Genomic DNA, 23865 nt, shown 5'->3' on the forward strand with positions numbered 1-23865 from the left:
ACAATATCATCTGCCCAATTAACATTCGCCATGGGTGGATTAAATTGCCGATTGAGTGCATTAGGCGCAACCGCACTAGGCTTACCTGCAACAGGATAGCGGTGTTACTTAGGTCGCTTAGCCTTCAGCGATAGTGTGCGCATTAAACTGCGTACTTTGTGGCGTCCAACAGTAAAGCGTTGTGCGTTGAGCTCAGCACGCATTTTGCGGCTACCATATGTCGCATGCATCTCGGTGTGTATTTGCCGCACCGCTACTTTAAGATTGACCATTTTGACATCAAGACAGAATTACAATATTACTCTTTTGGCAAACTATATTTTTGCTTTCTATAGAGCAATGAAGGAAGAGATACGTGGCTCAATGCTCTTTGATAGATCTGAGAAGCATTCCTGGGTTTTTTGGTTGGCACTAGTTGTTTAATAGTGCGATCATAAGTAGCATGATAAGGTTGTTTATCTTCTCTTAAAACGACCACTTGCTCACCCTCCATCCAAGCATAATTGTCTTGATATTGCATCATGGCTCTACCCGCTATCTCATCTGGTTCTGAGCTAATATCACGTCCTATCATGGGGTGTTGGGCATCAATCCCCATGAGTGAGATGAGTGTGGTTGGTAAATCAATTTGGCTGGCGACTGTGTTGATCGTGCGTGGTTGAATATCTGCACCTACAATCAATCCAGGGATATGAAAGTTTGCAATTGGCACTAGATCATCATCTCTGATGCGAATGTCGTGGTCAGCAACGATTAAAAATAGGGTGTCTTTCCAATAAGGACTGACTTTTGCTTTTTTGAAAAATTCACCATAAGCATAATCCGCATATTTGACAGCATTGTTTTCTGATGCTTTGGGTTGTTCGTGTAAGTCAATACGTCCATCTGGAAATTCAAAAGGGGTGTGATTGCTGGAGCTAAAAATCAAGGTAAAAAATGGGTTGCCATCTGCGTGGTGTTGCATCAGTTGTTCATGTGCTTTATTAAAAAGATCCTCATCTGATACGCCCCAGCTACCAGTAAAAATTGGGTTGGTGTAGTCGTCTTGATCCACAACACTGTTAAAGTCATTGCCAAGAAAAAAGTTACGCATGTTATCAAAGTGGCCTTCGCCGCCATAAATAAAATCGCTGGTGTAACCGTGTTTACGCAGTAAGCTTGCCAGTGTGAAGAAATGCTGTTGGGATAAAGATAATTTAACTGTGCTTTGTGCTGGTGTAGGAGGAAAGCCGGCCACGACAGCCTCAATGCCACGGACCGAACGTGTGCCAGTGGCGTATAAATTTTCAAACCACCAGCCTTCAGCCTTTAGCTTTTCTAATTCTGGCGTAACTGGCAGGCCACCAAGAGACTTCACAAATGTGGCGCCTAAACTTTCCTCTAATACAATCACCAGATTGAGTGGTTTGTCGCGTTGCACACTCGCCACTTGTTGCGTGAGTGTGGGGATATCAGTATGCTTAAGCAAAGGGCGTTTATCTTGTAGCTTGTCACGCGTCATCTGTACTTGCTGCATGATGTCTTCAAGCGGCATTTTGCCGTATATCTCACTCGATTTACTTTCATGCTTTAAATTATAAATCGCATGAAAAACAGACCACGTTGAATTGATGGTGAGTGAATTCACCAAAGTATCATTGGTAATTGCAAACATGGCTGGGTTAGCTGGCCTGTGATTGGTGGTTGAACGGATTGACAATGCCACCAGCAAAATGACGAATGGTAGCGCTACCCAATGGCGCAACATGGGTGATGGACGAGGCTGACTTAGCCATGGCTGCAACCATTTTTTTATACAAAATATCGCTACAATACTGACGCTGACACAACTCAATACGGCTAGGCGAAAGCCATTCCAAAGCATTGGAATGACTTCTTTGGGATATTGCAAGTATTCAATAAATAAACGATTTGGACGCGTTGCATATTCTGCGATAAACGCGGGTGATACTGCTTCTAAGAAAATCAATAATACCAGCGATAAAAACACCCAGATATAGCACAGTTTTTTCCATCGATGCCACATGCTTTGATGAAAGAAAATTGGGGCAATCATTAATGGAATAATCGTAAGCAAGCCAAGTTGAATGACATCGACTCTTACACCTTGCAATAGGATATTTGCCCAAGCGCCGGTAGCGGCGACGCGCTCTGCTTGCCACAGTAATAGCCCGATGCGCGTGAGTGACAGTAGGGGCAATGCCATTATATACATGGCAATAAATGGCGCATAAGGACCAAAAAGGCCTACACTTTTCCAGAGGGTTTTAATCATGGTTGCTTCGTATTTTAAAGGGGTAAAAATGGAACAGTATTATAAGCGTTTCAATCATAATTACTTCGTTTTTGATTAAAGTTGTTTTAAATTTGCATGTCGTCAAACTGCGGGTTATTCTGATTCAAATAATATTTGAAAGTCTCTTTATATCTGCATTTCGAGCGATCTTGATTTAGAATAGTGATATGGGTTTAAGCCCTTGAGACGGAATAACGATTGAAAAGGAAATGTTGAGCCAATGGCAAATCAAAAAACTGTACACAATGATGATAAGTTCTTAATCCATCATTCAGTAGAAATTGCGCAAATATTGACTGAGCTAGAAAAAAACAACTTTAAATTTGTCATTTAATTATGGCAAAGACCAAGGCTTGACCACTGTTATTGGTGTGAGTCGAGATAAAAAATTTGTTTATATGGATAAAAGTTTGGATCCTGGGTTTAACCAACGATTGTTAAATAGTGATTCGATTGCCTTTTCTAAAACTGATGGTATTAAAATGAGGTGGCATACCAAGCAATTAACTGAAGTGCGCTTAAAAGATGGTGAAGCACTTAAGATGGCCTTGCCTACTCAGCTATATCGCTTTCAGCGCAGAGAGTTCTTCCGATCGTTAACACCAACAATTGAGCCTATTATTTGTTATATCCCTTATGTCAATCCTATTGATCATGCCCAAGAAAGCTTAGCGATAACGATAGTAGATGCCAGTTTAGGTGGTATTGGTACTATCTCTGATCATTTGTTTTCTTTGCTGGCGGTGGAAAAAGTGTTCTCAAATTGCATGATCACATTACCTCATTTTGGCGTGCTTCACTTCAGTTTGTGCGTGAAGCATATTACCGAGACGATGCTGTTAAATGGCACCAAAAAATTCCGAGTAGGATTTGCTTTTGTTGGATTGTCTCGTGAACAAGAAAGACCTGTTCAGCAATATGTGACTAATCTCGAACGCCAAGCTTTGGTGCTAGCTAAAGGTGAATGATTTGTTACACGAATTAGCTAGCAACCGATTATTGGCTGGGTTGATGTTGGGTACGCAAGATCAAGTGTTCTTGCTAGATGCCAGATTCATGCAATTGATTTCCGCCAGTCACCGTGCTTGCGTGGTACTAGATGGTGAATTAAAAGTCTTGCAACAGCAACCACTTGAGCAAACGCTTGGCGTTAGCAAGCAGGCGCTGTTGGCTTTTGTGCAGTCGCCATCATTCATCAAGGCATTTTCTTCTGGCACGTCCAGCAACCCCCATTTTCTTGTTTTTGACCGTTTTAATATCACCTTCATTGAAGAGCATCATCGTCAATACTTGCTATTGATTAAATCGGGTAGTGATGAAGCACACAATGCGACTGTAGATGAAAACGATAGTCGTTTTAAAGTATTAGTACAAAATACACTGGGTTTGGTGTTTGAGTTTCAGATGGATGAACATGATGGCATCAGTTTTAATTACTTAAGTGATGGTTGCAGGGCGCTATTGGGGATGGAAGCAAACGCGTTAAAACAATCGCCTCAACAATTTTTTGACTTTATGGATAAAGACGATCTCGCACGACTAAAAGCCGATATTCAATCCTCTGTCACGAGTCTAACAATGTTGAATTGGGAAGGGCGATTTTGGATTCATGAATGGCAAGATACCAAATGGGTCAATCTGAGAGCGAGCCCTACCAAGCTATCGAATGGCGTTATTCAATGGTCTGGCATTATGACGAATATCACGCAGAGCAAGCTTGAAAAAATTGAGCTGGAACAATCTCGTCAACGTTTGGCGGAACTATCTGCGCATTTAAATTCTGTAAAAGAGCAGGAGCGCACTAGAATTGCCCGTGAAATACATGATGATTTGGGTGGCAATTTAACAGTCATTAAAATTGGTTTGGCATCATTACATAAGCATTTGCCTGATGATCAAGCCCTATTAGTTGAAAAAACCCAAAAATTAAAATCTATTGTAGATGCAACCTTTGAGTCGGTGCATCGTATTTCTGGTGATTTAAGACCCAATATTTTAGAGCTCGGTATTGTTGCTGCATTAGAGTGGCAGACAAAAGAATTTGAGAAGCAGTTTGATATTCCTTGTTCATTTAATACAGATCGCCATGATGAAAAAGGCACAACAGAGCAAGCCACAACATTGTTTAGGATATGCCAAGAAGCAATGTCTAATATTGCAAAATACGCACAAGCAAGCAAAGTAGATGTCGCGTTATTGTTTAGCTCAGATGCAATTCAGTTATTGATTACCGATGATGGTGTTGGTATTAAGCCGAGTGATGTGATGAAAGCTGATGCGTTTGGATTGCGCGGGATGGAGGAGCGTGTTGCCGCATTGCAAGGAAAGTTTTTGATTGAACGGCTGCCAACGCAAGGAACGCGTGTGACAGTTGTTTTACCCAATATTCAATCCGATGGACTGCCATCAAACGAATGGCTGACTGATTAAGTAAAGCGCTATGGAAAAGAAAATTAATATTATCATTGTGGATGACCATGCCATTTTGAGGGCAGGTCTGAAGCAAGTGCTGTCTGAGGCTGGGGATATTGAAGTCATTGGAGAGGCTGGCACAGCCAATGAGGCTATTTGGCAGTGCCGAGAGCTTGATGTTGATGTGCTCTTGCTTGATATTTCGCTACCTGATCGAAGTGGCATTGAGGCCTTGCAATATATTAAAAAAGATAATCCACACATATCTGTGCTGATGCTGTCGATGCACCGTGAAGATCAATACGCCTTACGGGCTTTAAGAGCAGGCGCTTCTGGTTATTTATGCAAACAAAGCGCCTCGGGTGAGTTGGTAGGTGCTGTCCATGTGGTGGCAACAGGGAAAAAGTATATCAGTAGCGCTGTCGCCGAAATTTTGGCTAATCAGGTTCTTGGTGTAGGCGATAAAGCATTACATCAAAGCTTGTCTAATCGCGAATATGAAACATTAATATTAATTGCTTCTGGTTTTTCAGTTAGCGAAATCGCAGATAAATTGTCCTTATCTGTTAAAACAATCAGCACGTACCGCACAAGATTGCTCGAAAAAATGCAACTCAAACATAATGCAGATCTTACCCATTATGCAATCAAAAATAATCTTGTCGATTAATCCCTTGGCCTAATTAAGCTACTTTTCTAGCTTTTATTTTGGCATCAACTTTGCCATTTTTTTCTCATAATAACGCATGCTCTACTTAATAGTATCGCTATATTGACTATGCAGATTTGCATCAATTTATGCAACAAGTGTTAGCTGTCAACTTCCCCATTAGTGAGACAGCTATTAAAGAGGGCTTATGCCCTCCAAGCATTGCAGTGGTCCAGACTGTTAGCGTGAAATAAAGGCGTTAAAGATGGTGGGCTTAGTTTGATAAGTTGCATAGGTAAGTTTTATCTCCTATGTTGCTTAGACAATGATGTTGTCCATCTGGCCTGATAAAGGTGGCCAGTTATCTAGTGTTGTTACTAGAAATCTGGTTGGATGCTTTTTTAGTAATAGGTACGTGTTCACCTGCAACGGGTACTGCTTTAATAGGGTTTTAATGACTTTGAGCTAATGTTGCTTTGGTTTGTAAATAAACGGTTTTGGATTCGTCTTGTATTGCTAAGGATATAATGATGTAATCTTTTAACCATTGTTTTTTCAGTTCCAGGTGTTGCTATTCCATTTATTTTTTCTGCGGTCTCTTCTAGTGAGGCAAGTATAGTATTTGAAGTTTCTTCAGCTATTTTTTGCACATATTTAGGTTTAAAACCAAGCGATTCAGACATGGCAGTAATATGTTCTTTTGTGATATTCGACGGGATGTTTTCATCACCAATTTTGAATGCAAATTTACGAGATAATCCAGAATAAAGTGAGGTGGAGATTAGATCGTAAAATGGTGTGATTCTGACACCTTCATTTGGTAGAAAATAGATGGATATATTTTTTGCATGGCTGTCATTGTTGCCTACGAATAGATTGAAAAATATCCATTGAATAAAGCGCTTCATATCAGCTGCTATCACGCCATTTTCATTGAGTAACTCTCGACACCTTAACAAGGTTGGCCCACCATCTGATTCATATTTAACTGTAGATGGTTTTCCGTCTAACTGGCATAAATCCAATTGATGTAATCTTTTAATAATTCCATCATTACCTTCTACTCTGTCATACCTTTTGATCATGCAGGCTTTTGCAAGTGGTTGATAGCTTACTTTAGCCACACCAAGCGATACTTCATCCGCTAGTGTCATCACAAAAGTTTCATTAATTGCAGAAGCCCAAACGCCTTCAATACCTTTAATATCAGGTTTAAGAATATAAGTGGATGGTGAGTTTCCAAGTGGTAGTTGTGGGTCTCCATTGGCATCAATACAAATGCTGAGTTTTCTTTGTGCGCCTGCTAGTGATATTCTCACTCGATCTTCTTCACGAACTTCTTGAATGACGCCTTGTTCTTGGGCAAACTCATCCGCAACATCTTGCCAAGTAATTGGTTTTGATTGTGATGGTTGAGGTGTTTCACCTTCAGTTAGAATAGTTAAATCACTTGCAGTGTCTCCACCAATGACGCTAAGAAGTCCGAATGTAGTGGTCACTTGATGCCTTAGCTTTAATACATCTCGAATAGTGGACTCAGGTAGTAGGTTTTCGAAAAAGGACTCTACCGCCAGTCCTGAATGCACTGCTTCTGATAAAGGTAAGTTGGGCGAAAGTCCCTTATCTTTATAAGATGAGCTGTACACAAACTTTATAGGCTCCTGATTGAATAGCGTACCAACAAGTTGGTGATCTCTATAAATATCCAGCTTCTTAGCTTCACTCATTTAGAGGGTGCCTTTTTTTTGGATTGCCATTTCTAAACCAAGTGCATCCAATACATCTAATGTCTTTTGAAGTTGTATTGTAGGTTTTCCATTCTCTAGTTCAATAATAAAGCGGTTGCCTGTATTGGCTAAGCCTGAAATATCTATCTGTGTCATTCCTTGAGCGCTTCTAAATTCACGAACAAACTCGCCTAAATCATTTGTTGTTCTTATTTTTTTAGAGAGATTCTTGTTGGTTGGTTGGTTTACCATCACTTCATCCCTATGTTGCCGAACGGTAATATATTACATTATTTTTGCCACATTGCAATAAAAAGTTACCGTTAGGTAACTTTTGTAGTCTTTTGGTATTCTGTTGCAAGTAATATTACCGTTCGGTAATTTTAGGCTAGTTGTCTAGTGTTGTTACTAGAATAGCAAAAATGGGGTCAGACACGATTATTGCCTCAGAAAAAAGCACTGAACAAATCTGATCAATATATATATTTGATTGTAAGGTAACGGTTTTATCCTGTTATTTGATGCAAGATGAAGGGTTGTATAGACTGCCGCACTACGCTCGCAGTGACGAGTTTGATATGGGGAGAGTGTTTATCTAATAAAGTTAAACAGCGATAGGCCGGTGGTTTGTATGAATGATTTTTGTGCGGCTTCTAGGATGGTTTGTTGTCGTGATAAATCGGATAGTGCTTGTGCGTAATCTACATCTTGTAATTCAGATAGTGCTTAGGCGTATTGTAATTTACGGCTTTCGCCAGATTCGTTGAGTGCATCGAGTTCGTTGAGTTTGGTGCCTACTGCGGATCGGGTGTTATTGACGGTGCTGATGCCGCAGTCTATGCTGCTGAGCGCGGCGGCTACGGCGTTGGTAACATCGGTGTCGGTTGAGGCTGGGTTGTCTAAGATTGCTATTAAATCGCTGTAGGTGTTAAAAATATCGTTACCACCTGCTTGAAATATGCTGTCGCCATAGTAGCTTGCGCCTGTTGCTGTGGCGGTAAATGGTTTGCTATCACTTTGGAAGCCGGCGTACATATAGTTGCCTAGCGCGTCTTTTATATTGGCGTAGCCAACTAGGGGTTAATGTGGCTTTTAAATTGGTTGAAAGCGCAACGCGTTGACCTGTGCTTATGGTGCCGGCGTTGCCAACAAGGGGGGGTGCGTGAGCTCACCAATAATTCAGTGATAGTCGCTAGTGAGTTATCTAAGCCAGTTAAGTGTGTGTTTGCTATTTGGCGGTTGCTGGCGTATTGGGCATTCATGCTTGCCGATTTGGTAATTTCAAGTGCGCGTGATGCTGCAATAGAGTCGTCTGATGGCGTTAGGATGTGTTTGCCAGTTGCAATTTGTTGTTGCAATCTTGATTGTCCAGCTTGTAACTCGCTTATTTTGCCTATTGCTGTTTGGTAAATTGTGTTGGTGCTGATGCGCATGATCACTACTTATCGACCTATGGTGAGCAATGTTTCGAATAGTGTACTGGCAATTTGCATGAATTCACCGGCGGCTTGGAAGGCTTGTTGGTAACGTAACAGGTTGGCTGCTTCTTCATCTAAATTGACGCCAGATTCGGCTTGCTGGGCAGCTTGCCTTTGTTGCATCAATGATCGTGCTGCTGCGCCTGTTACTTTTAGTTCGTTAGTTTTATTACCAACAGCGCTAACGAGCTGACCAAATGCGTTTTCGTAGCTGACGGTGTTGTTGTTTAAAGTGAGTGCCATGTTAAGTCTGGCTAGATTGCGCTTTTCATCAGGCATACCATGCAATATCTGGCTAGGAACAGATTGCACGTACTTGTGCGATATCCGTTTTTCCCCTGTAGCACTTTTTTAATACCATCTTGCTTTAAAGTGACCATGCCATTCAATAATGCTGCTTTCACTAACTCGGGTACTTGTGCGCGCTCTTCTATCAGGGGGCTTAAAATAGCATGATGATGTGATACGATGTTAGGTTTAAGTTGGTAGAGAAATAAAGCATTTGATGAAGCACACTATTATATTTGATTTAGATGGCACCTTAATTGACTCGGCCCCCAGTATTGTAGAAAGTTTTGAGTACGCATTCTCTTCGCTGCGTATCGTGCCATCTAAAGCCATTACAGCTGAGCTAATCGGACCGCCCCTTATGCCTACATTGGCCATACTCGCGGGTGAGCATGATGCACTATTGTTACAAAATTTGGCGACTCAATTTAAATCACATTATGATTGTGCGGCTTACCAAAAAGCGACTGTATATCCTGGTATCCAACACCTACTTGACAAGCTTCAGCAAGCAAAATACACACTTTATATTGCAACCAATAAGCGTGATTTCCCAACGCAAAAATTAGTACAATATCTCAATTGGCATCATTATTTTAATGGTGTGTTTGCTTTAGATAGCTATCAACCCCCGTTAGCCTCAAAGGCATTGATGGTGGCGAAAATCATGGCAGATCATCAAATTGATCCAGCACAAGCGATTTATATTGGCGATCGTTATGAGGATGGTGTAGCGGCCGATCATAATCAGCTGGCATTTGCCATGGTGACATGGGGTTATGCCGATCAAGCAGTGAAGGCATTGCAACCCCATTGGTTGGTTTGTCAACATGCGCAAGATCTAGAACAGCTACTTATGTGTGAATAAGTATAGCTGGCGTGGGGTATCGCGCGCTGAAGCTGACCAAGAACTAACTTATATAGCCATCTCGTCTCGCGTTTCACTAAAGGCTTTAATCGCTTTATCCAAATCTTCCAAGGTATGCTTAGCTGAAATTTGCGTTCTAATGCGTGCTTTGCCTTTTGGCACAACAGGAAAAAAGAAACCAATCGCATAAATACCTTTTTCTAACAGTCGCTTGCTCATTTCTTGCGCTAGGTGGGCATCTCCAAGCATAACGGGTACGATTGGATGGTCGCCATCCTCAACAGCAAAGCCAGCGGCTTGCATGCCTTTTCTAAAGTAATAGGTATTGTGTTCTAATTTGTCGCGCAGTGCTGTTGATTGCTCAAGCCGTTCTAATACCAATAATGAAGCAGCGCAAATTACAGGTGCAACCGTGTTAGAGAATAAATAAGGGCGAGAGCGTTGGCGCAACATATCAATGATTTCTTTGCGTCCAGAGGTGAAGCCACCAGATGCACCACCTAACGCTTTGCCAAAGGTGCTGGTTATGATATCAACTCTATCCATCACACCGCAGTACTCATGTACGCCACGTCCTGTTTTGCCTATAAACCCAGTTGCATGACAGTCATCGTGATGCACCATGGCATCAAACTCATCAGCCAAATCACAAATGTGATTGAGCTGAGCAATTGTGCCATCCATAGAGAATACGCCATCGGTGGTAATTAAAATACGGCGAGCTTTGTTGGCTTTTGCTTCTTCTAGCTTGCTACGTAAATCTGCCATATCGTTATTTTTATAGCGATAACGCGCTGCTTTACATAAGCGTACACCATCAATAATAGAAGCATGATTCAATTCATCCGAAATCACGGCATCTTCTGCGCCTAAGATGGATTCAAATAAACCACCATTTGCATCAAAACAAGCGGCATATAGAATAGTGTCTTCCATACCCAAAAAGTCACTGACTTTTTGTTCTAAGGTTTTATGCAATGTTTGTGTGCCGCAAATAAACCGTACAGACGCTAAGCCAAATCCCCATCTATCTAAGCTGGTTTTAGCAGCTTCAATCACATCGGGATCATTGGCTAAGCCAAGATAATTGTTAGCGCACATATTCAGTACTTCACTACCATCAGCTAGCGTAATATTATTTTTTTGGTCAGAGCTAATGAATCGCTCTGTTTTCCATAATCCAGCTGTTTTAATGTCGGCTAAATCTGCTGCGATACTCGCTTTTGCATGCTTAAAGCTCATGTTTTACCTTTAATCTTCCCAATTTAAAATCACTTTACCAGACTCGCCAGAGCGCATCACATCAAAGCCTTTTTGGAAGTCGGTGTAATGAAAACGATGCGTGATAATGTTGTCTAAAGGCAATCCGCTTTGTACCATCATCGAGCCTTTATACCACGTTTCAAAAATCTCACGACCGTATATCCCTTTAATCGTAAGACCTTTAAACACCACCATATCCCAATCAATCCCAGATCCAGTTGGCATAATCGCTAACATAGCAATATGGCCGCCATTAATCATTTTGCTTAACATATCGCCAAACGCCTTGGGTGAGCCAGACATTTCTAAGCCAACATCAAACCCTTCAAAAATACCCAAAGCATCCATCATTTCTTTTGTGATGGTTTCTTTGGCAACATTCACAGTGACAATGCTGGGTAAAATACTTTTAATTAAATCGAGGCGATATTGATTGACATCAGTAATGACAATATTACGTGCGCCAGCATGATTGGCGACCAAAGCTGCCATGCTACCAATAGGCCCTGCACCAGTAATCAGTACATCCTCACCCACCATATTAAATGAAAGTGCAGTGTGTACCGCGTTGCCGTATGCATCAAAAAATGACAGCAAATCGGTATCAATTGGGCGGCTTGGTTTAAATACGTTTTTGGCCGGAATGACCAAATATTCTGCAAAAGCACCATGTCGATTCACACCAACACCAATGGTGTTTGGGCACAAGTGCGTACGGCCACCTAAGCAGTTTCGGCAACGTCCACAAGTCAGGTGGCCTTCACCAGAAACGATATCACCCACCTGAAGACCATCTACATTTGAACCAAAATCGGCAATTTCACCTACATATTCATGGCCGGTAATCATCGGTACGGGGATGGTTTTTTGCGCCCACTCATCCCAATTATAAATATGAATATCGGTGCCGCAGATAGCGGTTTTTTTAATTTTAATTAATACGTCATTATTGCCTACTTCTGGCATAGGCATGTCTTCTAACCACAATCCTTCTTTTGGATGTTTTTTAACTAAGGCTTTCATTTTGCAACCTAATCATTGACGTGCACTTAACTTAACATTAGCGCGTGTTAAAGTAAATGCGGGTTTAATGTAATTGTTGGTTTAGCTGGTGCGCGCTATTACGTGTAATGCTGCAATACCTTCATCTAGCACCCTATCGCTAACCGTTCAAAGCATTACAACACCTAGGACATTATCATCAATGCACCAGTTCAACCGAGTAAATCTTTTTTTGCCGTCAATATTGCGTGTGCTACTGCCATTACAATGGGATTGTCTGCAGAGGCACTAGGGAGACGATTGGTTGGGCTGCGGTGATGATGACTTTTCCAATCAGAGCCGAAAATGGACTAATCATAAAACGGCGGGTAATTCGTATGTTCGGTATAACAAAAAAGGGAGCGATTAAGCTCCCTTTGGTATCTTTAACGGGTAAAGAATTATTTGTTCATTACGTACATTGTTACTTCAAAGCCAAAACGCATTTCAGTAGCTGCTGGTGTTGTCCACATAATAAATCTCCTCAGTTGTTTAATTAACAAGCACCTTGCTTGTCGATATGTTTATAGTACATTAACAACCAAAAACAATACTATTGCTCTTCATGAGATAAGCCTCATTAAAATCATGACCGTGAGTAATGATTCAATGCCAAATTTATCCGCGTGAATGAACGAGAATAAGATTGGAATAGGAACATGGCTATTTAGCGCTTGTTTCTAGCGGTTTCTTATCACTCATTGGGCGCTAATAACATCACGCCAATTAGTCGTATAACACGGGCTCTTGTTCTCTTGCTTCATCTTCCACGGCCTTTTAAATCCTTCACTGGCCAACTTGATTGATTCCTTACCCATCTTCTTATTAATGCTATCCAACGTAGCCATTAACTGATCCGATTTAGGCGAAGTGGATTGTATGCAAAACAAGTCAGTTTGTATTCCCTGTAGTGAAGCAAGTTCACCCAGCATAACACCTGCTTTCGCATAGTTTAAATGGGGCACATATATCTGTTTTAAGACCCATAGTGCGACGTTTACCAATTGTCTGGTGTCATCGGTTGGGCTGGGCAATGCGATTGTTCTGCCATTACTATAAAAGCGTTCATTTTCTTTAAATGGGCTTGTTCTAATATAAACGTAAACCGATCCAGCATAAGATTGTTGTCGTCTCAATTTCTCAGCAGCACGACTCATATAGAGCGTGATTGATTCAGCCAAACTATTGTAATCAGTCACAGGATAACCAAAGCTTCTTGAGCTTAGTATTTGTTTTTTGGGCGGCGCTATTTCTTCCAGCTCAATACAAACAGTATCATTGAGTTCACGAATAGTCTTTTCCATCACAACACTAAATTGCTCGCGTAGGCGTTCTGGATTAGCCCGTTTGAGATCTAATACGGTATTGATGCCAAGCGCATTTAGTTTTGGTGCAAGCTTTCTGCCAACACCCCAGACTTCTGCAACATCAATTTCGCTACATATTTGGTTAACTGCTTCAGATGCCATGCTATTAAAATTGCAAACGCCATTAAATGCTGGACGCTTTTTTGCACAATGATTAGCCAGCTTTGATAAGGTTTTAGTTGAACCGATACCGACGCAAACAGGAAGCCCTGTCCATTGTTTAATCCGCTGTCGCATGTCTTGACCATATTCAACTAAATCTTTTGATTTAAATGCAGTGAGGTCTAAGAATGATTCATCGATTGAATAGACTTCTTGATCGGGTGAGTAATGATTGAGTATCGACATCACCCGATTACTCATATCAGCATAGAGCGCATAGTTTGATGAGTAAGCTAAAATATTGTGCTGCTTTGCTAGGTCTTTGAGCTTAAACCAAGGTGCTCCCATGGCCACACCCAATGCTTTCACTTCATTACTGCGCGCAACTGCACAGCCATCATTATTTGATAGAACGACGACAGGTTTGTTGATTAGTTTAGGATTGAATACGCGCTCGCAACTAACGTAAAAGTTGTTTACATCAATTAAAGCAATGCTACGCATGATGTTGTTCTATATGGTTGGTTTTATTTAAAACGTCTAAATGAACCTGTCACAACACCCCAAACTTCAAAAGTCATATTCTCTTTGATTTCGATTGGTTGATATTTGCCTGATTGATTCGCAGGCAATAACCTTGGACTACCATCCTTCTTGCGATTAAGAATTTTAATGGTGAAGTCACCATCAACAACCGCTAATACAATGTCGCCAATAGTCGGCGTTTTAGACCGATCCACAACGGCTTTGTCACCAGGCATTAAACCAACATCAACCATAGACTCACCTTGTATCGTCACAAAGAAAGTAGCATCAGCTTGATCAATCAGAAACTCATTAGGATCTAATCTTTTTTCGACATGATCATCGGCTGGCGAAGGGAAGCCTGCTGGTACTTTTGAATTAAACAGCGGAATATTGAGCGTTTTTTGGTTTAAAGCTGGTAACATCAATGAACTAATATCAATGACGTCCTCTAATTGTTGCTTATGCTGATATGCTGCTAAGAAATCAACAATGACAGGCTTTTGACTGGCGGGAACACGTAGCACCTCTGTTGCTTCACCAAACTTACCTGTACCTGTTTTACGACCAGCATTAGCGCGTTTACCGCCTCGATTTGATTGTGTTGTAGATGCATTATTCATTTGATTATTGTAACAATAATCAATATACCGTTACAATCTATTTATGCTACCTATCATTACTTTTTTAGACTTAGAAACAACAGGTGCTACGCCACTTAACGATCGTATTACTGAAATTGGATTGGTACGCTTTGAGCATGGGGTTGAAGTATGTCGCTGGCAAACCTTGGTCAACCCAGAAACCACAATTCCATCCTTTATTCAGGGTCTAACTGGCATTACGAATGAGATGGTGCAAGATGCACCGACCTTCGCAGAAGTGGCAGATGAATTAGCGCTCTACTTAGAAGGCTCAGTCATGGCTGCACATAATGTCAGATTTGATTTAGGCTTTTTAAAAAGTGAATACCGAAGACTAGGGCATACCTTAAAACAAAAAGTCTTGTGTACGGTTAAGCTGTCAAGACAGCTCTATCCGCAATATCACAAACATAGTCTTAATGCGATTATGGAGCGACATCATCTCACGACAGAAATGCGCCATCGTGCCATGGGTGATGTGGAACTGATGATCGGCTTTGTTAAGGTAGCACAGCATGAACTTGGACTTGAGAAAGTACAAAGCACTGCTGAGCAGCTAGTAAAGCAACCGAGTGTTCCTGTTGGTATTGACCCTGCCATGCTAGATGACTTGCCTGAAAGTAGTGGCGTGTATTTATTTTATGGCGAGAGCAATTGTCTACTGTATGTAGGTAAAAGTATTAATATTAGAGAGCGGGTGTTCTCTCACTTCAGTAGTGATCACGCCTCTACCAAAGAGATGCGTTTATCACAAGAACTTAAACGCATCGAGTGGATTGAAACAGCAGGTGAACTTGGTGCATTGTTATTAGAGTCACGTTTGGTAAAAGAGCGTCTACCTATTCATAACAGACAATTACGACGTCAGCGCCAGTTATGCGCTTGGCAAATCAGTACTGATCCATTTGCAGTTCCATTAGTCAAACTGATTAATCAAGACGAGATGTCTCCTGAAATGATGGGCGATTTGTTTGGAACATTTAGATCCAAAAAACAAGCCACAGAAGCATTAAGAAACATCGCAACGGAGTATCAACTCTGCCAAAAACTCTTAGGATTAGAATCTGGCAAAGGTCCTTGCTTTGCTTCACAACTCAAGCGATGCAGTGGCGCCTGTTGTGACAAAGAAGATAAAGTCATTCACCATTTAAAGCTTCAACAAGCGCTTGCTAAAGATCGTCTTAAACGGTGGCCTTATCAACATAAGATTGGCATTAGAGAACACAGCGCTGTCACTGGGCTAACAGACATTCATGTCTTTGATCAATGGTGTCATTTAGGCACAGTGAATAACGAAGCCGACTTTGATGAAATGATGCAAATGAAGACGGTCTTTGCTTTTGATTTGGATAGTTACAAACTCATACTTAAAACATTGAATAAGAAAAATCCGGAGATTATTCAGATACCGCAGATGGATTCAGATTAAATCCAAAACATAACTAATTGCTCAAGAGAACTGCCAGATCTGATTGTGAATTCTATATAACAAAAAAGGGAGCCTAAGCTCCCTTATGTATTCTTTACGCTAGATTACTTGTTCATTACGTACATAGTAACTTCAAAGCCAAAACGCATTTCAGTAGCTGCTGGTGTTGTCCACATAATAAATCTCCTCAGTTGTTTAATTAACAAGCACCTTGCTTGTCGATATGTTTATAGTACATTAACAACCAAAAACAATACTATTGCTCTTCATGAGATAAGCCTCATTAAAATCATGACCGTGAGTAATGATTCAATGCCAAATTTGCCCGCGTGAATGAACGAGAACACTTGAGCGAGAATAAGATGACTAGCTTTCTTGCAGTGTAGCCATGATGAGCGCATAGGCTTGAAAAAACCAAAAAGGCCCACAGTCGTTAAACTGTAAGCCTTTGTTTTGTTTGGTACGCCCGAAGAGATTCGAACTCCTGACCCCTTGGTTCGTAGCCAAGTACTCTATCCAGCTGAGCTACGGGCGCGTTGAGGCGTGCATTATACAATAAAAAAGAATTAAGTTAAGCGTTTATTCTGCATAGATTGATAAATATATTTATGGAATAATTCGCTGTTGAATCATTTTATTAATTTGCTTGGAGTTGGCACGTGCTCATTTGGTTTGTAATTGCTTATCTCATCGGTTCAGTGGCGATAGGCTTGTTCGCTGCTAGGCGTGTCCATAATGTGAAAGATTATGCGGTTGCAGGCAGGCATTTGCCGTTACCGATAGTGATTGCGACAGTCTTTGCTACTTGGTTTGGTGCCGAAGTTGTGTTTGGTGTATCGGCTACGTTTGTGCAAGAGGGCTTTAACGGATTAGCGGCGGATCCTTTTGGTGCCAGTATGTGTTTGATTGTCGCAGGCTTATTTTTTTCTACTAAACTATACAAGCTGAATATCATTACCTTGGGTGATTTTTACCGCATGCGCTATAACCGCACAGTGGAAATTCTGACAACTATTGCCATTGTTATTTCTTATCTAGGCTGGGTTGCGGCACAGATTACTGCACTTGGGCTGGTGTTTAATATCTTAACGCAAGGTGCTGTGAGTCAAGAGATGGGGATGGTAATTGGCACTTTAATTGTGCTTACGTATACTACTTTGGGCGGGATGCTTTCTATTGCGATATTAGATTTTGTGCAAATGATCGTGATTATTGCAGGCTTGCTATACATTGCATATATTGTGGCAGGTATGACAGGGGGTGTGGCACCAGTTGTCGCGCATGCAGAAGCGGCTGGTAAGTTAGATTTCTTTCCTGATCATGCAGACGTTGCGATGTATTTAACTTTTATTGGCGGTTGGTTGACTCTGATGCTAGGGTCTATTCCACAGCAGGATGTATTTCAGCGTATTACCTCGGCAAAAAGTGCAAAAGTTGCTTTATGGGGATCAGTGATTGGCGCAACGCTTTATTTTTGTTCTGCGTTTATTCCAATGTTTATTGCTTATGCCGCGACCATTATCGATCCGGCTGTGTTCGGTCAGCTAGCAGCAGATGATTCACAACGCGTATTGCCGACTATTATTTTGCAACACACGCCTTTATTCGCACAGGTTGTTTTTTTTGGTGCTGTGATAGCCGCCATTATGAGTACATCATCTGCAACTTTATTGGCGCCTTCTGTGACATTCTCTGAGAACATCGTCAAAGATTTAATGCCCCATTTGACGGATAGTGAAATGTTAAAAGTCATGCGTTTAAGTTTAATCGGCTTTGCCATTTGTGTTTTAATTTATGCGCTTAACTCTGATCTTTCTATTTTTGGCATGGTGGAGTCTGCCTATAAAGTCACCCTGGCGGGCGCTTTTGTGCCATTAGTATTTGGCGTATTTTGGAAAAAATCGACTAGTCAAGGCGCATTATTTGCCATTGTTTTTGGCATTGCTAGTTGGTTGTTAATAGAACTAATCTGGGCTGAAACCTTATTAATCCCAGCGCAATTATTTGGTCTAGCTGTCAGCATGGTCAGCATGATACTAGGCTCATTATTGCCTCAGCGGTTCGGCATAGAAGATTAAAATTGGATTAATACGCAATCTTTAGCGTGGGGTCTGGCTGACTTTTTTAATTGCAACAAGTTAGTATGCCTATACATGATGCCGCTTTTAATTGTATTAAATTACAACCAAGCTAAAGCAATCTAAAATAGTGTTTCATGTGACTTTAGAATTAATCTATTATTTGACTAATAAAGGATGGGTGGATGGTTAAATCCTTACTGGTATTATTCTTATTTCTATTGGCCAGTCATGTTGGTGCTAATGAGATTGCTGGTCGCGTGGTTGGTGTTGCTGATGGCGATACAATCACGGTGTTAGACGCATCAAATGAACTGTATAAGATTCGTTTGTCTGGCATTGATGCGCCAGAGAAGAAGCAACCGTTTGGTACTGCCTCAAAGCAGTCGCTATCAAATCTTATTTTTAATAGAGCAGTCATTATTCACTGGCAAAAACGTGACAGCTATGGCCGCATTGTTGGAAAAGTAATGCTTGATGACGTCGATATGAATCTTGAACAAATTAAAGCAGGCATGGCGTGGTTTTATCGGCAATATCAAAAACAACAACCCATTCAAGATCAAGCTGATTATGCTTTAGCAGAACAAGAAGCTAAAGCGAATAAACTAGGTTTATGGGTTGATGAAGCCCCTATTGAACCATGGAATTTTAGGCGGTCTAAAAGTAATACACGTCCTTAGGTTTTTGAGCACTATGTCGCTTTTGACTTAAAACGATTAACGGCATAGTACGCTTTGGAATTTTGCATATTAAAGAAAGATGAGCGATAAGATGAAATGTATTATGAAAACATTATTTGCAATGATGATGGCTTTTGCATTCGTCAACATTTCATCTGCTGCTTGCAGGATGTCTCAGGTTTGCGATGACTATGGAAACAATTGTAGTGCCCAAGACATATGTGACAGTGCACTTGATTTACCATCTGTAGACATTGCTCCACTCAGACCTCTTCCATCAATAGAAATAAAACCACTTCCATCTTTAGAATTGCCGCCACTTGGCACTTCAAAATGTGAATATATGCAGGTAAACGGCAATTGGCAAAATGTTTGCAGCTAGCTTGCTTAACCAATTCCTCAAGTAGTGAGTTAAATCTCTGTTGTTGCAGCGGCTTGCCACGCCTTTATTCAAAGAAAAAGCACCCAATAGGGTGCTTTCTTATTTTGGCGGAGAGCGAGGGATTCGAACCCTCGATACAGGTCTACCCCGTATGCTTCCTTAGCAGGGAAGTGCCTTCGACCACTCGGCCAGCTCTCCGTTTTAACACTTTTTTATTACTTTACAAGGGCGCGATGTTACGCGAAACCTGCATTAAAATCAATGAAAAAATCAGGCAATGCTTGATGCTTGTTCTAATTCAAATGCTTGGTGTAAAGCGCGTACTGCAAGCTCCATGTACTTTTCTTCAATCACGACGGCTATTTTTATTTCACTGGTAGAAATCATTTGTATATTAATGCCTTCTTCTGAAAGTGTACGAAACATTTGGCTGGCAACGCCAACATGTGATCGCATGCCAACACCCACTACAGAAACTTTTGCAATATTATCGTCGCCAGTTATTTCGCGTGCATGAATGCCAGGTTGCACTTTGTTACGTAAAATCTCAAGTGCTTTTTTCATTTCGTTTTTATGCACAGTAAACGTAAAGTCGGTGGTGCCATCGGCACCTTGATTTTGGATAATCATATCAACATCAATATTGGCGTCTGCAACAGGCCCTAGAATTTGATAAGCAATGCCTGGTTTGTCTGGCACGCCAAGTACAGTTATTTTTGCTTCGTCACGATTAAACGCAATACCAGAAATAAGGGGTTCTTCCATGTTGTTATCCTTGCTATCTTCTTCGAATGTAATGAGTGTGCCTTCGCCTTCTTCTTGGAAGCTAGAAAGTACACGCAATTTAACTTGATATTTACCAGCAAACTCGACGGAGCGGGTTTGTAATACTTTGCTACCTTGAGAGGCTAGTTCTAGCATCTCTTCAAATGTAATTTTATCCAATCGTCTTGCTTCCGGCACAATGCGCGGATCGGTGGTGTAAACGCCATCAACATCTGTGTAAATTTGGCACTCTTCTGCTTTAAGTGCGGCTGCTAAAGCCACGCCAGTGGTATCGGAGCCACCTCGTCCTAGCGTGGTAATGTTGCCGTTTGCATCGCACCCTTGAAACCCCGCCACGACAACCACATAGCCATCATCTAAGTCTCTTTGCATATTTTGACCATTAATATCAATAATACGGGCTTTACCAAAGGCGTCATCGGTTAAAATTTTTACTTGTGTGCCTGTATAGCTTTTTGCTTTAAAGCCAAGCTCTTGCAATGCAAGGCAAGTTAAGCCAATCGTCACTTGCTCACCTGTTGATACAATCACATCCAACTCACGCGGATCTGGGTTGGCGGTGATTTCGTGGGCAAGATTAATTAAACGATTGGTTTCGCCAGACATGGCAGACACCACGACAACAATTTGATGTCCTTTTTTCTTAAAACGCCCAACTCTGCTTGCTAAATTGCGAATGCGATCTGCATTTGCAACCGAGGTGCCGCCATATTTTTGTACAATTAAAGCCATAATTTAAATAATGAGTAATTTGTGCTGTGATTAAGGTTGAATGATTTGTTTGACCCAATGTTCTACACTATTGAGTGCTGAGGGTAATTGACTTGCATCGGTGCCGCCTGCCATTGCCATATCAGGCTTGCCGCCGCCTTTACCGCCAACTTGATTTGCTACATGATTGACCAAATCTCCCGCCTTTATTTGTGTGATTAAGTCTTTTGTCACGCCAGCAATCATGCTGACTTTATCGCCATTGACAGTCGCTAATACAATCGCAGCAGATTTGAGTTTATCTTTTAGTTTATCCATGGTTTCGCGCAAAGTGTTGGCATCCGCGTCTTCCAATGTGGCTGCCAATATTTTAATGCCATTAATGTCGATTGCTTGCGTTGCCAAATCATCACCTTGAGATGAGGCTAGTTTACCTTTAGCAACAGCTAATTCGCGCTCAAGCTTTTTCACTTGATCAATTAAATGATCGACACGGTTTGCGACTTCGGCAGGCAATACTTTTAATGTGCCAGCAACTCCACCTAAAGTGGTTTCCATATTTTGTAGATAATGTAATGCATTTAAGCCAGTTACCGCTTCTATACGCCTAACGCCGGCTGCAACGCCACCTTCAGCAACAATGCTGAATAAACCAATATCGCCAGTACGTTTTACATGTGTACCACCGCAAAGCTCAATAGATGAGCCAATATCCAATACACGTACTTCGTCGCCATATTTTTCGCCAAATAACATCATGGCGCCCGTTTGTTTTGCGGCATCAATATCCATTACACGCGCTTGTGTTTCAAGATTTGCAAATACTTCTGCATTCACAATACGTTCCACTTCACGGATTTGCTCATTCGTCATGGGCGCATTATGCACAAAGTCAAAACGGGTTTTTTCGGTATCGACCAAACTGCCTTTTTGTTGCACATGCTCACCCAATACCTCGCGTAAGGCTTTGTGCATCAAATGCGTGGCGGAATGATTGCGCATGGTTGCTGTTCGCGCGGCCATATTCACTTTTGCCACAACGCTATCACCGACCGTTAATGAACCCGTTTTTACAATACCATGATGACCAAAGACAGTGGCTTGCACTTTTTGTGTATCCTCTACAGCAAACAAACCACTGGTCAATTTAAGCTCGCCGCAGTCACCAATTTGACCACCAGATTCGGCATAAAATGGCGTGTTATCAAGAATGACTACGCCTTGCTCGCCTTCTGTCAGTTGCGAAACAGATACGCCATCTTTGTATAAAGCGGTCACTTTGCCGTTGGTCTCTAGTTGTTCGTAACCATAAAAAGTAGTCGCAACACCATCGTATTCTAAGTTGGCCGCCATTTTAAATTTCCCAGCAGCACGGGCTTGTTCTTTTTGGCGGGCCATGGCGGCGTCAAAACCAACAGTATCAACAGTAACATTGCGCTCGCGGCAAATATCGGCAGTTAAATCTAATGGAAAACCATACGTGTCGTGTAGTTTAAATGCAGTTTCGCCATCAAATGCAGCTTTGGTTTTTTTAAGTTCAGCTTCAAGAATTGCCATCCCGTTTTCAATGGTTTCAAAAAACCGTTCTTCTTCTTGCTTTAATGTTGCGCTAATACGCTTTTGTTCACTCACTAGCTCAGGATAAGCGTCACCCATTTCGCTAACTAAATCAGCTAGCATGCTATAAAAAAATGCATTACGAGCACCTAATTTATAACCATGTCGAATCGCACGGCGAATAATCCTGCGCAACACATAACCACGGCCTTCATTGCCAGGAATGACGCCATCGGCAATTAGAAATGAGCAAGCACGAATGTGATCGGCTAATACTTTAAGGCTTGGACTGTCTAAGTCGGTGGTTTTGGTTTCTCGCGCCGCTGCTTTAATCAGCTTTTGAAATAAATCAATTTCATAGTTGGCATGCACACCCTGTAAGATGGCTGAAATGCGCTCTAAGCCCATGCCAGTATCCACGCTTGGTTTTGGTAATGGGTGCATCACGCCCGCTTCATCGCGGTTGAATTGCATGAATACATTGTTCCAAATTTCAATAAAGCGATCGCCATCTTCTTCTGGACTGCCTGGCGGGCCACCTGGAATGTGCGCTCCATGGTCATAAAAAATCTCGGAGCAGGGGCCGCAAGGGCCAGTATCGCCCATCATCCAGAAATTATCCGATGCATAACGTGCGCCTTTGTTATCACCAATGCGAATGATTTTTTCAGCAGGCACACCAATGTCTTTTAGCCAGATATCATAGGCTTCATCATCTTCGGCATAAACAGTGACTAGGAGTTTTTCTGTTGGTAATTGGTATACTTCTGTCAGCAATTCCCAAGCGTATTTGATTGCATCGCGTTTGAAATAGTCACCAAAGCTAAAATTACCTAACATCTCAAAAAAAGTGTGATGGCGGGCGGTGTAACCAACATTTTCTAAGTCATTGTGTTTGCCGCCAGCGCGCACGCACTTTTGGCTGGTGGTTGCACGGGTGTAAGGACGTTTATCAAAGCCTAAAAACACATCTTTAAACTGATTCATGCCCGCATTGGTAAATAGCAGCGTAGGGTCGTCATGCGGCACAAGTGAGCTAGACGGTACTTCTGTGTGACCTTTAGAGACAAAAAAGTCCAGAAAGGCTTTTCTGATTTCATTGCTACTTGGGTTGTTGCTTAATTTAATCGTCATTATCTTGTTTACTGAGTACTTTTTTTATCGTATCGAAGCTAAAGCCACGGCTTTGTAAGAATCGGGCTTGTTTTGCCCATTCGTTACGGTCAGTTGCTACTTGGTTAAATTTTTTGCGCCAAACTTCTGTCGCACGTTCCAATTCTGTTTCTTGCATTGCAGATACTGCATCAATAATTAAATCATCTGCAATGCCTTTTTCTCTTAATTCATGCGCTACTTTATTGCTACCAAACTTTACTTTTCTGGCATTAATCAGTTGCTCAGTAAATCTTGCATCAGACAGCCAGCCGCGGGTTTTAAAATCGGCCAATAATGCAGGGATGTCATCTGATTCTTCTGCGTAATGTTTAAGCTTTTGTCCCAGTTCAATCGCTGAGTATTCGCGTTTACCTAAATACTCAAGTGCACGTTGGCGCAACGATTTTTGTTGCGGCTGTTTCAG

22 protein-coding genes, 2 tRNA genes and 1 pseudogene are annotated in these 23865 nt (G+C 41.6%); 8 read left to right on the forward strand and 17 right to left on the reverse strand.

What is annotated here, in order from left to right; translation table 11 throughout:
* Positions 1 to 104: 104 nt before the first annotated feature.
* Together KFB94_07410 and KFB94_07415 are read right to left on the reverse strand one after the other, a co-directional pair.
* Positions 105 to 251 (reverse strand): transposase, encoded by a 147-nt coding sequence (locus KFB94_07410; GenBank protein QVL45103.1) that lies wholly within the window; start codon positions 249 to 251, stop codon positions 105 to 107.
* Between the two features lie 47 nt (positions 252 to 298).
* Positions 299 to 2275 (reverse strand): LTA synthase family protein, encoded by a 1977-nt coding sequence (locus KFB94_07415; protein QVL45104.1) that lies wholly within the window; start codon positions 2273 to 2275, stop codon positions 299 to 301.
* A 344-nt stretch (positions 2276 to 2619) separates the two neighbouring features.
* Here KFB94_07415 and KFB94_07420 point away from each other — a divergent pair, with 344 nt between their 5' ends.
* Genes KFB94_07420 through KFB94_07430 form a run of 3 tightly spaced genes read left to right on the forward strand, consistent with a single transcriptional unit; the run spans position 2620 to position 5378 of the window.
* Positions 2620 to 3264 (forward strand): flagellar brake protein, encoded by a 645-nt coding sequence (locus KFB94_07420; GenBank protein ID QVL45105.1) that lies wholly within the window; start codon positions 2620 to 2622, stop codon positions 3262 to 3264.
* Between the two features lie 43 nt (positions 3265 to 3307).
* Positions 3308 to 4726, forward strand: coding sequence for a histidine kinase (locus KFB94_07425; protein ID QVL46613.1), 1419 nt, complete (start codon positions 3308 to 3310; stop codon positions 4724 to 4726).
* Between the two features lie 10 nt (positions 4727 to 4736).
* Positions 4737 to 5378 (forward strand): response regulator transcription factor, encoded by a 642-nt coding sequence (locus tag KFB94_07430; protein QVL45106.1) that lies wholly within the window; start codon positions 4737 to 4739, stop codon positions 5376 to 5378.
* Positions 5379 to 5797: 419 nt separating this feature from the next.
* Here the strand turns inward: KFB94_07430 and KFB94_07435 are convergent, their stop codons facing one another.
* From KFB94_07435 to KFB94_07450, 4 genes and pseudogenes are all read right to left on the reverse strand, one after another.
* Positions 5798 to 7084: a type II toxin-antitoxin system HipA family toxin gene (locus KFB94_07435; GenBank protein QVL45107.1), complete on the reverse strand. Its 1287-nt coding sequence runs from the start codon at positions 7082 to 7084 to the stop codon at positions 5798 to 5800.
* Positions 7085 to 7336: a helix-turn-helix transcriptional regulator gene (locus KFB94_07440; GenBank protein QVL45108.1), complete on the reverse strand. Its 252-nt coding sequence runs from the start codon at positions 7334 to 7336 to the stop codon at positions 7085 to 7087. It lies immediately after the preceding gene.
* A 339-nt stretch (positions 7337 to 7675) separates the two neighbouring features.
* Positions 7676 to 8517, reverse strand: a pseudogene (locus KFB94_07445) (flagellar hook-associated protein 3).
* Between the two features lie 9 nt (positions 8518 to 8526).
* The gene (locus KFB94_07450) at positions 8527 to 8841 is read right to left on the reverse strand and encodes a hypothetical protein (protein ID QVL46614.1); all 315 of its coding nucleotides are present in this window, start codon (positions 8839 to 8841) and stop codon (positions 8527 to 8529) included.
* Positions 8842 to 9067: 226 nt separating this feature from the next.
* Between KFB94_07450 and KFB94_07455 the strand changes: the two genes are divergently transcribed.
* Positions 9068 to 9718, forward strand: a complete 651-nt coding sequence (locus KFB94_07455) for an HAD hydrolase-like protein (protein ID QVL45109.1) — start codon at positions 9068 to 9070, stop codon at positions 9716 to 9718.
* Between the two features lie 48 nt (positions 9719 to 9766).
* On the opposite strand, the gene kbl is transcribed toward KFB94_07455, so the two are convergent.
* The 5 genes from kbl to umuD form a co-directional block, all read right to left on the reverse strand.
* Positions 9767 to 10960 (reverse strand): glycine C-acetyltransferase, encoded by a 1194-nt coding sequence (gene kbl, locus KFB94_07460; protein ID QVL45110.1) that lies wholly within the window; start codon positions 10958 to 10960, stop codon positions 9767 to 9769.
* Positions 10961 to 10969: 9 nt separating this feature from the next.
* Positions 10970 to 12004 (reverse strand): L-threonine 3-dehydrogenase, encoded by a 1035-nt coding sequence (gene tdh, locus KFB94_07465; GenBank protein ID QVL45111.1) that lies wholly within the window; start codon positions 12002 to 12004, stop codon positions 10970 to 10972.
* Positions 12005 to 12423: 419 nt separating this feature from the next.
* Positions 12424 to 12495, reverse strand: coding sequence for a pyrroloquinoline quinone precursor peptide PqqA (gene pqqA / locus KFB94_07470; GenBank protein ID QVL46615.1), 72 nt, complete (start codon positions 12493 to 12495; stop codon positions 12424 to 12426).
* Between the two features lie 225 nt (positions 12496 to 12720).
* Complete coding sequence (locus KFB94_07475; GenBank protein ID QVL45112.1) at positions 12721 to 13995, reverse strand: Y-family DNA polymerase; 1275 nt, start codon at positions 13993 to 13995, stop codon at positions 12721 to 12723.
* A gap of 23 nt (positions 13996 to 14018) precedes the next feature.
* On the reverse strand, positions 14019 to 14639 hold the full coding sequence (umuD, locus tag KFB94_07480; protein ID QVL45113.1) for a translesion error-prone DNA polymerase V autoproteolytic subunit: 621 nt from the start codon (positions 14637 to 14639) through the stop codon (positions 14019 to 14021).
* Positions 14640 to 14682: 43 nt separating this feature from the next.
* Between umuD and KFB94_07485 the strand changes: the two genes are divergently transcribed.
* A complete protein-coding gene (locus tag KFB94_07485; protein ID QVL45114.1) occupies positions 14683 to 16089 on the forward strand; it encodes a GIY-YIG nuclease family protein in 1407 nt (468 codons plus the stop codon).
* 104 nt (positions 16090 to 16193) lie between these two features.
* On the opposite strand, the gene pqqA (KFB94_07490) is transcribed toward KFB94_07485, so the two are convergent.
* Both pqqA (KFB94_07490) and KFB94_07495 read right to left on the reverse strand, forming a co-directional pair.
* Positions 16194 to 16265 carry a pyrroloquinoline quinone precursor peptide PqqA gene (gene pqqA, locus KFB94_07490; GenBank protein QVL46616.1) on the reverse strand — a complete coding sequence of 24 codons (72 nt, stop codon included), beginning with the start codon at positions 16263 to 16265 and terminating at the stop codon, positions 16194 to 16196.
* Between the two features lie 282 nt (positions 16266 to 16547).
* A tRNA-Arg gene (locus KFB94_07495) sits at positions 16548 to 16624 on the reverse strand.
* 124 nt (positions 16625 to 16748) lie between these two features.
* On the opposite strand from KFB94_07495, the gene KFB94_07500 reads away from it, so the two are divergent.
* From KFB94_07500 to KFB94_07510, 3 genes are all read left to right on the forward strand, one after another.
* Positions 16749 to 18167, forward strand: coding sequence for a sodium:solute symporter family protein (locus KFB94_07500; GenBank protein ID QVL45115.1), 1419 nt, complete (start codon positions 16749 to 16751; stop codon positions 18165 to 18167).
* A gap of 185 nt (positions 18168 to 18352) precedes the next feature.
* Entirely contained in the window at positions 18353 to 18850 is a 498-nt protein-coding gene (locus KFB94_07505) for a thermonuclease family protein (GenBank protein QVL45116.1), read from the forward strand.
* A 103-nt stretch (positions 18851 to 18953) separates the two neighbouring features.
* Positions 18954 to 19232 (forward strand): hypothetical protein, encoded by a 279-nt coding sequence (locus KFB94_07510; GenBank protein QVL45117.1) that lies wholly within the window; start codon positions 18954 to 18956, stop codon positions 19230 to 19232.
* Positions 19233 to 19337: 105 nt separating this feature from the next.
* On the opposite strand, the gene KFB94_07515 is transcribed toward KFB94_07510, so the two are convergent.
* The 4 genes from KFB94_07515 to recX all read right to left on the reverse strand — a co-directional run bounded on the left by KFB94_07515 (position 19338) and on the right by recX (position 23865).
* Positions 19338 to 19430: transfer RNA gene (locus tag KFB94_07515), tRNA-Ser, on the reverse strand.
* Between the two features lie 72 nt (positions 19431 to 19502).
* Positions 19503 to 20750 carry an aspartate kinase gene (locus tag KFB94_07520; GenBank protein QVL45118.1) on the reverse strand — a complete coding sequence of 416 codons (1248 nt, stop codon included), beginning with the start codon at positions 20748 to 20750 and terminating at the stop codon, positions 19503 to 19505.
* A 30-nt stretch (positions 20751 to 20780) separates the two neighbouring features.
* Positions 20781 to 23420: an alanine--tRNA ligase gene (gene alaS / locus KFB94_07525; GenBank protein QVL45119.1), complete on the reverse strand. Its 2640-nt coding sequence runs from the start codon at positions 23418 to 23420 to the stop codon at positions 20781 to 20783.
* Complete coding sequence (gene recX, locus KFB94_07530) at positions 23410 to 23865, reverse strand: recombination regulator RecX (GenBank protein ID QVL46617.1); 456 nt, start codon at positions 23863 to 23865, stop codon at positions 23410 to 23412. The genes alaS and recX overlap by 11 nt, the downstream gene beginning before the upstream one ends.

The organism is Methylophilaceae bacterium, assembly GCA_018398995.1.
Taxonomy (GTDB): domain Bacteria; phylum Pseudomonadota; class Gammaproteobacteria; order Burkholderiales; family Methylophilaceae.

Coding starts and splice junctions, on each gene's coding strand:
- KFB94_07440 (QVL45108.1), bottom strand. CDS start 7,336: ATGGTAAACCAACCAACCAACAAGAATCTCTCTAAAAAAATAAGAACA.
- alaS (QVL45119.1), bottom strand. CDS start 23,420: ATGACGATTAAATTAAGCAACAACCCAAGTAGCAATGAAATCAGAAAA.
- kbl (QVL45110.1), bottom strand. CDS start 10,960: ATGAGCTTTAAGCATGCAAAAGCGAGTATCGCAGCAGATTTAGCCGAC.
- KFB94_07425 (QVL46613.1), top strand. CDS start 3,308: ATGTTGGGTACGCAAGATCAAGTGTTCTTGCTAGATGCCAGATTCATG.
- KFB94_07485 (QVL45114.1), top strand. CDS start 14,683: ATGCTACCTATCATTACTTTTTTAGACTTAGAAACAACAGGTGCTACG.
- tdh (QVL45111.1), bottom strand. CDS start 12,004: ATGAAAGCCTTAGTTAAAAAACATCCAAAAGAAGGATTGTGGTTAGAA.
- KFB94_07435 (QVL45107.1), bottom strand. CDS start 7,084: ATGAGTGAAGCTAAGAAGCTGGATATTTATAGAGATCACCAACTTGTT.
- KFB94_07455 (QVL45109.1), top strand. CDS start 9,068: ATGAAGCACACTATTATATTTGATTTAGATGGCACCTTAATTGACTCG.
- KFB94_07415 (QVL45104.1), bottom strand. CDS start 2,275: ATGATTAAAACCCTCTGGAAAAGTGTAGGCCTTTTTGGTCCTTATGCG.
- KFB94_07450 (QVL46614.1), bottom strand. CDS start 8,841: ATGCCTGATGAAAAGCGCAATCTAGCCAGACTTAACATGGCACTCACT.
- KFB94_07430 (QVL45106.1), top strand. CDS start 4,737: ATGGAAAAGAAAATTAATATTATCATTGTGGATGACCATGCCATTTTG.
- KFB94_07510 (QVL45117.1), top strand. CDS start 18,954: ATGAAAACATTATTTGCAATGATGATGGCTTTTGCATTCGTCAACATT.
- KFB94_07520 (QVL45118.1), bottom strand. CDS start 20,750: ATGGCTTTAATTGTACAAAAATATGGCGGCACCTCGGTTGCAAATGCA.
- KFB94_07475 (QVL45112.1), bottom strand. CDS start 13,995: ATGCGTAGCATTGCTTTAATTGATGTAAACAACTTTTACGTTAGTTGC.
- umuD (QVL45113.1), bottom strand. CDS start 14,639: ATGAATAATGCATCTACAACACAATCAAATCGAGGCGGTAAACGCGCT.
- KFB94_07505 (QVL45116.1), top strand. CDS start 18,353: ATGGTTAAATCCTTACTGGTATTATTCTTATTTCTATTGGCCAGTCAT.